At 49.2% G+C, this 11,822-nt stretch carries 11 protein-coding genes and 1 pseudogene; 5 read left to right on the top strand and 7 right to left on the bottom strand.

Annotated features, from left to right (window positions below):
- Window positions 1-18 precede the first annotated feature (18 nt).
- Window positions 19-1,029, top strand: coding sequence for a DUF475 domain-containing protein (locus tag Q0600_RS06035; protein ID WP_298758105.1), 1,011 nt, complete (start codon window positions 19-21; stop codon window positions 1,027-1,029).
- Between the two features lie 163 nt (window positions 1,030-1,192).
- Here Q0600_RS06035 and Q0600_RS06030 read toward each other — a convergent pair whose 3' ends face one another.
- Window positions 1,193-2,269 carry a DUF3137 domain-containing protein gene (locus tag Q0600_RS06030; RefSeq protein WP_298758103.1) on the bottom strand — a complete coding sequence of 359 codons (1,077 nt, stop codon included), beginning with the start codon at window positions 2,267-2,269 and terminating at the stop codon, window positions 1,193-1,195.
- A 140-nt stretch (window positions 2,270-2,409) separates the two neighbouring features.
- On the opposite strand from Q0600_RS06030, the gene Q0600_RS06025 reads away from it, so the two are divergent.
- Entirely contained in the window at window positions 2,410-2,841 is a 432-nt protein-coding gene (locus Q0600_RS06025; RefSeq protein ID WP_298758101.1) for a redoxin, read from the top strand.
- Between the two features lie 59 nt (window positions 2,842-2,900).
- On the opposite strand, the gene Q0600_RS06020 is transcribed toward Q0600_RS06025, so the two are convergent.
- The 5 genes and pseudogenes from Q0600_RS06020 to Q0600_RS06000 form a co-directional block, all read right to left on the bottom strand.
- Complete coding sequence (locus tag Q0600_RS06020) at window positions 2,901-3,530, bottom strand: WYL domain-containing protein (RefSeq protein WP_298758099.1); 630 nt, start codon at window positions 3,528-3,530, stop codon at window positions 2,901-2,903.
- Window positions 3,531-3,918: 388 nt separating this feature from the next.
- A complete protein-coding gene (locus tag Q0600_RS06015; RefSeq protein ID WP_298758097.1) occupies window positions 3,919-4,386 on the bottom strand; it encodes an anion permease in 468 nt (155 codons plus the stop codon).
- Window positions 4,319-5,323 carry a DASS family sodium-coupled anion symporter gene (locus Q0600_RS06010; protein ID WP_298758095.1) on the bottom strand — a complete coding sequence of 335 codons (1,005 nt, stop codon included), beginning with the start codon at window positions 5,321-5,323 and terminating at the stop codon, window positions 4,319-4,321. Before Q0600_RS06010 ends, Q0600_RS06015 begins: the two co-directional genes overlap by 68 nt.
- Window positions 5,324-5,762: 439 nt before the next feature.
- The gene (locus Q0600_RS06005; protein ID WP_298758144.1) at window positions 5,763-6,011 is read right to left on the bottom strand and encodes a hypothetical protein; all 249 of its coding nucleotides are present in this window, start codon (window positions 6,009-6,011) and stop codon (window positions 5,763-5,765) included.
- A 231-nt stretch (window positions 6,012-6,242) separates the two neighbouring features.
- Window positions 6,243-7,052, bottom strand: a pseudogene (locus Q0600_RS06000) (lyase family protein); the annotation flags it as partial.
- Window positions 7,053-7,244: 192 nt separating this feature from the next.
- Between Q0600_RS06000 and Q0600_RS05995 the strand changes: the two are divergent.
- From Q0600_RS05995 to Q0600_RS05985, 3 genes are all read left to right on the top strand, one after another.
- The gene (locus tag Q0600_RS05995; protein ID WP_298758093.1) at window positions 7,245-7,811 is read left to right on the top strand and encodes a sel1 repeat family protein; all 567 of its coding nucleotides are present in this window, start codon (window positions 7,245-7,247) and stop codon (window positions 7,809-7,811) included.
- A gap of 142 nt (window positions 7,812-7,953) precedes the next feature.
- Window positions 7,954-8,472 (top strand): hypothetical protein, encoded by a 519-nt coding sequence (locus Q0600_RS05990; RefSeq protein ID WP_298758090.1) that lies wholly within the window; start codon window positions 7,954-7,956, stop codon window positions 8,470-8,472.
- A gap of 948 nt (window positions 8,473-9,420) precedes the next feature.
- Window positions 9,421-10,929 (top strand): succinate CoA transferase, encoded by a 1,509-nt coding sequence (locus Q0600_RS05985; protein WP_298758087.1) that lies wholly within the window; start codon window positions 9,421-9,423, stop codon window positions 10,927-10,929.
- 575 nt (window positions 10,930-11,504) lie between these two features.
- Here the strand turns inward: Q0600_RS05985 and Q0600_RS05980 are convergent.
- Window positions 11,505-11,822: EAL domain-containing protein (locus tag Q0600_RS05980; RefSeq protein WP_298758084.1), on the bottom strand; the 318-nt coding region annotated here is incomplete at its 5' end.

Raw genomic sequence — 11,822 nt, 5'->3', positions numbered from 1 at the left:
AAATCGGCTAGGACAGCGATGAAATATTTTTACTCCTCTTTTGTAGTAAGCCTAATTGCGCTTGCTATCGCATTTTATATCGGCGGTGCTGGTGCCGCTTATATCTGTGCGCTTTTGTGCGCGCTGGAAATCAGCCTCAGCTTCGATAACGCCGTAGTCAATGCCAAAGTGCTAAAAGATATGGCGCCGGTGTGGCAGAGCAGATTTATCCTCTGGGGCATTCCGATCGCGGTTTTTGGCATGAGGTTTTTATTCCCCGTACTAATCGTTGCCGCAAGCGCGCATCTTGGTATTTGCGAAACCCTCGTGCTTGCACTTAAGCAGCCGCATCGCTACCATGAAATTTTAAGCGAGAACGAGGCGCAAATTTACGTCTTCGGCGGCGCGTTTTTGCTGATGGTCTTTTGCGATTTTTTCTTCGATACGCAGCGCGAGCTACACTGGCTAGGCATAATCGAAAATAACGGGCTCGTGCGATTTTTAAAGCGCATTCCAAACGCGCCCACGCTGATCGCTCTAGCCGCAGGGCTCGTGCTGCTTGCTAAAACGGGCTCGGCTACGCTCGGCGCGGCGTATTTCGGCGCGATCCTGCTCTATCTGCTCATCTCCTGCTTCGACCGCCTTTTCGGCACGGACGGCGTAAAAAACGGTCTCGCGGGCTTTTTATATTTAGAAACCCTAGACGCGAGCTTTAGCTTCGACGGCGTGATCGGCGCGTTTGCGCTAAGCGATAATATCTTCATCATCATGCTAGGCCTCGGCGCCGGCGCAATGTTCGTGCGCTCTATCACGCTGTATCTCATCGCCCGCGGCACGCTGTCGCACTTTGCCTATCTGGAGCACGGCGCGCACTATGCTATCGCATGTTTGGCGTTTATAATGTTTGCCAAGCTGAAATTTGAAGTAAGCGAGATCATAACGGGCACCGTGGGGATATTATTCATCGCGCTATCGCTCCTTTCGTCGGTGCTTTACAACCGCCGCAACAAACGCAAACTAATCGAAACGATCGCGGGAAACAACGAGTAAAATTTCATAGCGAGCTTTACGGCGCGCGGGCTAAATTTTAAAATTTCAAGCTACCGCCGCAAGCCGTAAAATTTACCCGCTTGCGCCGCGTTAAATTTCAAGAGACGCTAAATTTCAAAAAGTGTTAAATTTTAAGCCGCGAGATGACATTTTAAAATTCAAATCAGCGATCACGCGAGCTTAAGCCTTTATCGCGCAATCTCTGTAGCTCCTCGCTGCCTAGGGGCGGGCTCTTTGTGGGCTCGCCGCTCTCGCTTGCGCCGCCAAAAAATCCTTCATTCAAACGCAGCTCGTCAATGATACCAAGAAGCTGCAAAACCTCGGCCTTTATCCGCTCGGCGTCTTTTGACGTAGTGCGCGGCGAAAACAGCGCGGCTTCGAAGCGGTTTTTCGCGCCGTTTAAAAATAGATAAAATTTTCCGTCCATAAACGCCGCGCTAAGAGCGATCTTGGGCGCAAGCTTAAGCTTCAAAGCCCCGAGACGCTCCATAAAGCTAGGCGTCAAAAGATACCGCGCCTCGATCTTATCGCTTGCGAACACGCGAAATTCCTCTCCGAAAATCACGTCGTCCATCAGCTCCTGATCGCCTAAAAATTTGGTGCCGGGCGAGCGGTCCGCGATGATAGTTTGCCCCTTAAATTTCTTATAAAACTCGCACACCAAAACCGAGCCGCTAAAGGCTTGCACATATTCGCCGAGCCTCCAAGCGTTCCAAAGCGCGATCGCCGATAGCAAAAAAGCCGCGGAAAGATCGCTCTTGGACCTTTGAGATAACTCTACAAGCCTCATAGATTCTCGCGTTTCATAGATTTTTATCGCCTCGCTTAGGCTAAATTTCACCCCTTTATAAACGCCGTCTATCTGATCCTCGGCTACGAATTCATTATTCGGATAGATGCCCGTTTTGCGGATCTCTTCTTCGTCTATGCCGCTTTGCGGCTCGTATCTAAAGGCAGGATCGATATTTGAAATAATAGCGCGGATGAAGGCGTCTTTGTAAAAGGCGTTGTACTCCCACTTAGCGATGGAATCATCATAAATCCCCCATACGCAGCTTACCGCAATTATCGGGATCATCGCGGACATCAGCACGGCGGAGGAGTATTCGTTTTGGATCAAGCCGTGGATAAACCAGCCGACGGAAAAAACCGCGATGCATAGCAATAAAATCAGCGGTTTTAGAAATTTTATCTTGCACTGTTGCTGCTTTTTTGCCAGCTCCTCTATCACCCTATCCATATCCAAAATTTAACTCCGAATTTGATTTGCCGAAATTTTGCCCTTTATTTTACGCTAAATTTTATTAAAATTTCATCCGTTAAGCGGGTTTAAGATTTTTTATGCTATTTTTGCGACCTATTTCGATCAAAAGGCGAGAGATGATAAATTTACCGAAAAATTGCGTGGTTTTTACCTATCCGAAAATGGGTGGCAGCGGCAAATTTTTGCCCGCAGAGTTGCGCGGCGCGGCGGGGCTTACTGGCTGCACGCTTCAGTGCAAGGCCTACGAGAGCGCGTTTGCGCAGATAAAAGCCCTCGGCTTCGAGCTTATCGCCGTAGGCAGCATGGGCGAGGCGGGCACGAGCGAGTTTAAGCGCGCTACGGGCGCTACGTTTGAGTTCATAAACGACGAAAAATTCGAGCTTGAAGCGCCACTACAGCTCGAAACCTTCACTACCGGCGACAGGAAGAAATTTTACCACCGCCAAACTCTGATTTTTCGAGGCGGTAAGGAAGTAAAGCGCTTTAGCCGTATCGCAGAGCCCGAGCAGGATGCGCAAAACGTACTTGCGGCGCTAAAAAGCCTGTAATTTTAAAAGTGCCCGCATCTCATAATGAGCCGCGTTAATAGCCCGAGCTTTTTATAAATTTAATCAAATTCAAGCTTCTCATTTTGCAGATATTCGCGGATTTGAGCGTCGAATTTTTTGCGGGCGGTGCGCGGAGAGAGAATCACGAAATGCGGAAAAAATCTTTGCGCGAGCATCAAAATCATATCGTCACTGCTGATCTCGTAGCTTAGGCGGCTCCAGCCGTTTTTAAATTTACCTTCGATCTTTTGCGAGCGAAAAAACTTCTTTGCCTCGAAAAATTTTAAAATTTTGGGTGCTACGGCGACTTCGCACACATAAGGCTCGACGTCATATCCGTCGTAAAAGCTCTCCATATTCAGCAGGAATTTCCGCGTATGCTCGCTGAGGTTGAAGGTATTTGCGTGCAGCACGACCTCTTTTATAAATTTAATCCGAATGATGCGAAAGCCGTTATTTACGGGGTTTTGCGCATCGATAATCGCAAGCTGCCAGTTTCCTTTAGAGTAGATTATTTTTAACGCTTTGGCGCTTTTTATCGTTTCATCTTCATACGTGATATCGCAATATTTTTTAAAGCCGATCGCCTTGCGGAGCTTGATCAAAACCCCGATCTTAGGCGGCCTTTCGTGCGGACTCCCTTTGATCAAAAATATATCAGCAAGCTCCTTGGCGAGCTTTTCGTCCACACGTTTATACGCAGGCGGCAAAACCTCGGTAAAGCCCGGATTGATAACATGAAGCAGATCGGCGAGCTTTTGAAACTCGAGCTTTCCCTTTTCACTTGGAAGCGTTAGTGAGCTGAGTAAATTTTTATCGGTGATGCCTACGTTACCGCGTTCGGTAAGAATAAAATTTTCGGTACCGAAAAACTCGCGTAGATCGGCAAAATACCGTCTCAGCGTACGCTCGCTAAGGCCCGTGGTCGCGGCGTAAGATTTAAGATTTATCTCGCGGTACGCACGAGTACGCTAAGCAAATTTAAAAACTCGAATATTTTTTTGTTACCCATCTACGCTCCTGTGCTCAGGTTAAATTTAGCATGGCAAATTTAAAGACTGTCGCACCGATGAAATTCTACCATAGCCCAAGCACTTTCCACCAAGCCCCGCCGATAAAAGTCCATATCACTAAATTTAGCGTAGTCATTATAAATCCCAGCCGCCACCATTCGTTTTGCGTGACGTATCCTGCGCCAAAAATTATCGGAGCAGGTGCGCCGCCGTAGTGAGTAACCGGCATCATTAAATTCGACGCATACGCAAACACTAAAGCGACCAGATACGCAGGCGCTCCCGCAGCTACAGCAACCGCAGCAAAGGTCGCATACATAGCGGCGATGTGTGCCGTGAGACTAGCAAAAAGATAGTGTGAATAAACATACACCAAAAGCAAAATTCCAAGTGCGGCGATCCACGGAATTCCGCTGACGCCAGCAGCCACGAAGTCTGCAAACCACTTAACGAGACCTAGCTTACTAAGACCGCCCGCAAGCGTGATAAGCGAGCCCATCCAGATGAGCGTATCCCAAGCCACCTTTTTCACCGAGCACATCCTGCCACGACAACACATCGCTTAGCACCAGCGCGCAAACGGCAAGCATCCCCACCGTCGTAGCGCCGATGCTCGTTAGCCCGCCCGTAGCCCAAAGTGCGAGCGCGCAAACGAACACGCCTACGACCACTTTTTCGCCGTAGCTCATCGCGCCCATAGCGGCTAACTCTTGACTTGCGATCTGCTTTGCCTGCGGATATTTTTTAAGCTCGGGCGCATAAATTTTATAAAGCAAGCTCGGCATCAAAGCAAGCGATACAAGCCCCGGCACGATAGCGCCCATCGCCCACAAAGACCATGAAATTTGAATACCTAGCGTATCGGCGGCGAGCTTTGCGATGAAAGGATTACCCGCCATCGAGGTTAGAAACATTGCGTTCGTGATGCCGTTGCTTTGCCAAAGCGTCTGCATCAAATACGCACCCGCTCTGCGCCTGGAATCGCCCGGCTCAGAACCCAGCGCGCTGCTTAGCCCTTTTACGATTGGAAAGAGTACGCCGCCCGCTCTCGCTCCCGCAGATGGCATCGCGGGCGAAATGATAAACTCGCTAATCACGATAGAATAGCCGATCTTAAGAGCACTATCTCCAATTAGGGAGATGATTTTATACGCGATCCTACGCCCAAGCCCCGTCTTTATAAAACCTCTCGCTAGAATAAAAGCGCAAAAGATAAGCCAGATCGTCGTATTGCCGAAGCCGCCCAGGGCATCGGCAGGTTTTAAAACTTTGCTTAAAACCGCAATCGTAACGCCGATGAAGGCAATCGCGCCGATCGGAATAGGCTGAAGTATGAGCCCTAAAATCGTCGCCACCACGATGGCAAATAGATGCCAGGCCTGCAGACTTACCGCTTGCTGGTGCGGGCAAAACCAGATCGCCGCGCCGACTGCGATAAGCGCTAAGAATTTTATAAATTTCGGATTCATAATGACCCCCTGATTTTATTTTGCCTCATTTGTCCCGCCGTAAATTTAGCCTAAACGGCGACGAGGCTTTAAATTTAATCGCTTCAAGCTAACGGCAAACTAGACGAAATTTTAAATTCTCCGCCGTGCAGCTTGCTACCTGCGGCGCGCAGCAAATTTGGAGAATTTTAAATTCTCTATTTCGCGGCGTGCGGCGTAAAATTCCACCGCGATTTAAAGTCGCTTTAAATTTCACGCGCTGCGCGAGCTTCGGTAAAATTTTATGAATTTTACCTGCAACTGCAGTAGCCGTGCCGTGTAAAGCCGTACGAATTTAAAGCCGATTTTACGCCGCGATCGCGAGCCGTTTCCGCTACGCAAAATTAGCGAGCAGAGTGGGCGCGCTTTTTGCGCGCCGCGACGACCCGCCTTTTGCAATGAAGCAAAGCAAAAGCCCCGCCTACCTCTTGCTATCCGCCAAAACCCTATCCACAAACGCCGCGCTTTCGCCCGTATAAAGTTCCGGATTCATGATCTTTTCCAAATCGGCGCGACTAAAGTATTTGGCGACCTCTTCACGCTCGAGCAGATCGTCGATAACCGGCTTACCGTCGGTGAAAGCCTTCATGCAGACCTCATAGACGATCTCGTGAGCGCTCATCCTACCGAGCTTTTCGCCGAGGTGCAGCATCACAGCTTCGCTTAACATAGCACCCTTTAGCGCGTCTAGGTTGCGGCGCATATGCTGCGGATAGACGATCAAATTTTCCAAAATATCGTTTTGCTTCTCAAGCGCCGCGGCTAGGCATACGCTAGCATGCGGTATGCAGTCCCATTCGACGGCTTCACAACCCCAATCTCGCTCATTTTCGCACTCCATCGCCTCGACCGCAAGAGGCGCTTGAGCACGCACAATCTTAGTAAGCGCAATGACGCTCTCGCAAACCTGCGGGTTACGCTTATGCGGCATCGTAGAGCTACCCACTTTACCCATAAAAAACGGCTCTTCGACCTCGCAAATTTCGGTTCGCTGAAGACTTAAACTTTCATGCGCGATACGTCCGATCGTACCTGCGATGAGCGCCTGCAAAGCTACGAATTCCACGATATGATCGCGGCTTGGATGCCACGAGATGACGGGTACGTTTAAGTCAAGATCTTCAAACATCAGCTTTTGCATCTCAAAACCCTTGCCTTCCTGGCTTGCTAGCGTACCTACGGCGCCGCTAAGTTGCCCCACGAACAATCGCGGTTTAATCTCCTCCAAGCGCTGCAAGCTACGCTTGATCTCCTACGCCCACATAGCGACTTTGAAACCAAACGTGATCGGCAGCGCGTGGATCACGTGCGTGCGGCCCGCCATTACGGTATTTTTATATTTTTCTGCGATTTTTAGGCACTCGCAATATGTTTTATCTAGCAGCCTCGTAAGTAGCGCATGCGCCTCGCGGATCTGCAAAATCATGCCGTTATCCATTATATCCTGGCTCGTAGCGCCCCAATGCACGAACTCGCCGCTATCGTCGTCAAAGACCTTTTTAAACTCCTTCAGAAGCGGCACGATGGTTATCGAGCTTTTGTAATTCTCACCGATCGCATCCAAATTTAAAAGCTCCGCATGGGCAAATTTCGTGATCTGCTCCGCTCTGCGCGGTTCAATTATACCGAGCTTTGCTTGTGCCCTAGCAAGCGCAGCCTCGGTATCAAGCCACTTTTGTACGCGATTTTCATCACTGAAAATTTTCTTCATCTCCTCGCTTGCAAAAAGCACCCCAAAGACCCTGCTGTCGATTGAACTTGAAGCCATTTTTTACTCCTTGGCAAAAATTTAGCCAAATTATACTCGCGGCCGCGGTCAGAATTTGACCGAATAAAAAATAAGTAGTTTTCCTTAAATTCAGCATTTTTAATTAAAATGGCACTAAATTTAACGGAGGCGGGTATGAAAAAATTTCTATTTTTGGCGCTATTTTGCGCCATTGCGGCAAACTGCGACGAGAGCGCGCCAGCGGATAAAGCTTCTGCGGCGGGCAAAACGGACAAAACAACGAGTATCGGCGAGACCGCCGCGCAAAGCGCGCGCCTTATAAAGAGCGGCGAAGCAAGCGCCGGCTCGCAAAGCAGCGCCGATGCGGTCATCCAAACGGGCGGAATTTCACGGGCGGATCTGCAAAGCTGCATCGTAAAAAGCGACGAAGGCTCCTGCGAGCGCGTCACGCGTGGTCTTAAAAGCGGCTGCGAACGAAAAGATCAGCTGTCATGCTTTTTCTACGCAGATGCGCTAGGGCGCGGCTTGGGCGTAGAGAAGGACGTAGTGGCGTCGTTTGAGCTTTTTCGCGAGCAGTGCGATGCCGGCAGCAGCGAGGCGTGCTACGAGCTGTCGGTCAAATATCTCCAAGGAATCGGCACCCCTCAGAGCTTTGAGCTCTCGGGGCAGGCACTAGATAGGGCGTGCAAAATGCACAACAAACGCGCCTGCTCGGTGCTCGATCTACTACCGAAAAATTAGCGCGGCAGAAGCGGCAAAATTCCAAGCTTCGATCTCAGATAGAGCGCGTGAGCCTTTGAAATTTTAGCGGGCTGTGCGAGTGCAGTGCGAGATGAAGCGGTAAATCAAAGCGTGCGAGCGGATAAACGGAAAAGGAGCAAAGGTGAAAGCTTTAAAGCTTGCGCTGGCGGCGGCGCTGGCGCTTAGTTTGGCAAACACGGACGGCGAAGCCAAAGAGTTTAAATTTAGCGGCGCAAAAACTAGCGCGCTTTTAGCAAAATGCAGCAAAAAGGACGCCGCCGCATGCTACGAAGCGGCGATGAGATACGAGCTGGGCGGTCGCGGCGTCGTGCGAAACCGCCTCAAAGCGCAGGGCTTTTTCGCAGGCGCGTGCGAGCTCGCAACCCTCGCTGAGCGGAAGCAGGGAGGCAAAACGGACGGCGCGGGCGGGCGCGCGATGAGCGATCTGCGCGAGCGAGCCTGCCTAGGCAATGCCGCGGCGCTGGAGAGCTTCGCGAGCGGGCAGTGCCGCAGCCTCGTGATATACGACGAGCTTTGCGAGGGTGGCTCGCAGGAGGCGTGCGACAATCTGGCGCGGATGAAGCGCGATGGCTGGGCGCCCAAAGAGAGCTGCAGTGAGGAGATAGTCGCGAAATTCGGCGACGGCAAGCCGCAGAGATGAAATTTTGCCCTATTTTGCGGCGATAGAATTTTAAAATTTTGCAAGTATAAAATTTGCCGAAATTTTATAAAGCTCGACCGAAAATGGTAACAAGGCGGACTAAATTTTAAATTCTAAAACGCGTTTAAATTTGCGTCGTAAGCGGCGTCGATTTTAGACTCAGCAGAAATTAGAATTTGTGCAACAAGGCTCTTTGAATTAAAAATCTCGTGTAACGGCTGGAGCTACAATTTTAAGAACCAGAATTTAAACAAATCTGCAATTTAGCCGCGGCGATGATATAATTTTTAGAATTTTGCAAGCGTAAAATATCAAAATTTTGCGTATCTACGTCGAACCGCCCTCCCAAAAAAAGCGCGAAATTTGAAATTTTAAACTGCCATATTGTGCGAAGAGGCAAGAATTTCAGGCAGAGGGATTTCAATTAATGCGGATTAAAATATAGGTGCGGCGGGCAAATGCGTGCACCGCAAGCGATGTAATTTCAAATATGAGTTCAAGGCTCGCTAGACGCGGAATTTAAACGCCACGAGCGATAAATTTCAAAACACCCATTTTAAAATTGCGAAGCGGAGATTTAAATTTAAGTGTGGCGAGCGATTAAATTGTAAGGGGTGCTTAAATTCAAATATCACAGCTCACAAATTATGCGTAAATTTTGCGCCTAAATTCCGCAAAATTCGGCGCGCGATAAGCGTTTAATGGTATCGTAGCGAGACCATCAGACTAAGCTCTAATCACACTTAAAACCCTATTTACCGAGCACTCGCGCAAGCGGGTATTGCAAACCGCCGAAGTAAAAAAAGCCTGATCGGAAGCGTTTGTGGCGTATCCCAATCGACCACGCCCCATATTTTGCTCTATAGCCTAGCTCGTGCACGAAATTTAGATTTTGAAATTTAGCGCAAAAATATTATAATTTCGCCCAAATCACGGCTAGGACGGAAAATGAACTCACGCGTGCAAAACGAATATCTAAAATCAAAAATTATGAGCGCCGAGGAAGCCTGCGAACTGATCCCAAATGGCGCATCGGTGGGCTTTAGCGGCTTTGTTGGGGCGGGCTGCGCACTAGCGCTGCCGCAGGCTCTGGCGCAACGAGCGACAGCGCTGCACGAAAAAGGTGAGCCCTACCAAATCGAAATTTTTACAGGCGCATCGACCGATCCGCTTTTAGACGGAGTTTTGGCAAAAGCAGGTGCCGTGAGCTTTCGTGCGCCGTTTTTTACGGATGCCGATATGCGCCGTGCGATAAATAGTGGCGCCGTGCGATACACAGACGTGCATCTATCAAGCCTTGCCGCGCAGCTTAAAGCTGGCTTTTTTCCGCATCTAAACTTTGCTGTGATCGAAGTAGTGGCGATTAAAGAAAGCGGCGAGCTCGTGCCGTCTACATCGCTAGGCAACAACCAAGCCTGGCTCGATATCGCCGATCGCGTTATTTTAGAAGTAAATTACTACCAGCCGCTTGAGCTGGAGGGCATTCACGACGTTACAGATCTGCGCCTACCTCCGCACGCTGCGGATCTGCCGATCAAGCACGTAGGCGATCGCGTAGGTAGCCCCTATATGCATGTAGATCCTGCCAAAGTAGTCGCTGTCATAGAGGCTAGGACGCATGATCGCGTCAATAATTTTACCGCCGTGGATGAAATTTCAAGTGCGATCGGGCGCAACGTCGTAAAATTCTTAAAAAACGAGGAGGCTTGCGGCAGACTTCCCGCAAAGAAGCTACTGCCGCTACAATCGGGCATCGGCAACGTCGCTAACGCCGTGCTTAGCTCGCTACAAAATGCTGGCTACCAAGGGCTGCAATGCTACTCCGAGGTGATCCAAGACGGCATGCTAGATCTCATCAAAAGAGGCGTCGTAGGTACTGCAAGTGCCACAGCGCTATCGCTTAGCCCCGCAGGTGTCGAGGAATTTCAAAAAAACATCGATTTCTACCGCAAGCACATCATACTACGTTCACAAGATGTCTCCAACTCGCCAGCACTCATCAGAAGGCTTGGCGTCGTATCGATGAATGGCATGCTAGAGGCAGACATCTACGGCAATGTAAACTCCACTAACGTCATGGGCTCGCAGATGAAAAATGGCATCGGCGGTAGCGGTGACTTCGCTCGCAACGGATATTTGTCGCTATTTCTTAGCCCGTCGCTAGCTAAAGGCGGCGCGATCAGCGCTATCGTGCCGTTCGTGAGTCACGTTGATCATACCGAGCACGATACTCAGGTTATCATCACCGAATACGGCATCGCCGATCTGCGCGGCAAATGCCCTCGTGAGCGTGCTCGCGCGATGATAAGCATCGCGCATCCCACTTACCAAGACGCGCTGAGAGATTATTTCGAGCGGGCATGTGCGCAGCCCTGTGCGGGGCATACTCCACACATCTTAAGCGAGGCGCTGTCGTGGCATCAAAGATTTAAAGATACGGGGAGTATGAAGGCTTAGAGCGAATTTGCTCGAGCTAAGGCGCTAAAATCTAAAACTAAGCCCTTTCTTGCGCTGAAGCGGGAAGTTTGCACTTAAAAATTCTGCCTGCATTTGAAAGCTCTATCGCTAATTAGAGCAAAGCTCGTTAAAATTTTTATTTTGTAAAGCTCGCGCGAAATGTTATAAAACGAATGGATCGAAATTCGCGCCATAAAATTTTAAAATTTGCAGGCGGGTTTAAGGCGCGGAATTTAAAATTTTATCGCTACGGAATTTTAAAATTTAGCCTTAAATTTGCAGCTCGCGCATTTCAAATTTTAAAATTCTACGGCTTGGAATTTTAAAATTTTGAACTTCGCAAAATTTCATCCATAAATCTGCTATCAAATTTTAAATTTAGCTCTCACTTCATTTGCCAAGCCAATCCTAGCTATAAGGCGCGCCATAAGTTCGCGATAAAACCGCGTAGTATTTGTCAAGATAAATTCTGTATTAAAGCAGCAGCTTGCTAAAACAGAATTTCTCGCCTTACGAAGGCGATCTTTGGGCTATAAATTTAAAGAGGCGGGCTATAAAGTCGCGGCGAGATGAGATTAGAATTTTATCCTCGAAGGCTCCATCGGCTTGCTGTAGAAGTAGCCTTGCATATATTTAATCCCCATCTCTTCTAAGATGATTGAAATTTCGTGGTTTTCTACGTATTCGGCGATGAGCTCGTAGCCCTGCTTGCGCGCGAAGTTAGCGATAGTTTCGACGATAGCGCGCGAGTTTTTGTCGTTTGCGATATTTTTGATGAGCGCTCCGTCGATCTTTATGTAATCCACATCGAGCGTTAAAATTCTATAGTAGTTGGAGTATCCGCTGCCAAAATCGTCTATCGCGACCTTGCAGCCGTAGTTTTTAGCTACGGC

This window comes from uncultured Campylobacter sp., assembly GCF_938041645.1.
GTDB lineage: Bacteria > Campylobacterota > Campylobacteria > Campylobacterales > Campylobacteraceae > Campylobacter_B.
This window is presented reverse-complemented; position numbering and strand designations above follow the sequence as displayed.

What these genes read in the sequence shown, in the direction of transcription:
- Q0600_RS06035 (WP_298758105.1), top strand. Translation starts at nt 19, where the DNA reads ATGAAATATTTTTACTCCTCTTTTGTAGTAAGCCTAATTGCGCTTGCT.
- Q0600_RS06030 (WP_298758103.1), bottom strand. Translation starts at nt 2,269, where the DNA reads ATGGATAGGGTGATAGAGGAGCTGGCAAAAAAGCAGCAACAGTGCAAG.
- Q0600_RS06025 (WP_298758101.1), top strand. Translation starts at nt 2,410, where the DNA reads ATGATAAATTTACCGAAAAATTGCGTGGTTTTTACCTATCCGAAAATG.
- Q0600_RS06010 (WP_298758095.1), bottom strand. Translation starts at nt 5,323, where the DNA reads ATGAATCCGAAATTTATAAAATTCTTAGCGCTTATCGCAGTCGGCGCG.
- Q0600_RS06005 (WP_298758144.1), bottom strand. Translation starts at nt 6,011, where the DNA reads ATGTTAAGCGAAGCTGTGATGCTGCACCTCGGCGAAAAGCTCGGTAGG.
- Q0600_RS05995 (WP_298758093.1), top strand. Translation starts at nt 7,245, where the DNA reads ATGAAAAAATTTCTATTTTTGGCGCTATTTTGCGCCATTGCGGCAAAC.
- Q0600_RS05985 (WP_298758087.1), top strand. Translation starts at nt 9,421, where the DNA reads ATGAACTCACGCGTGCAAAACGAATATCTAAAATCAAAAATTATGAGC.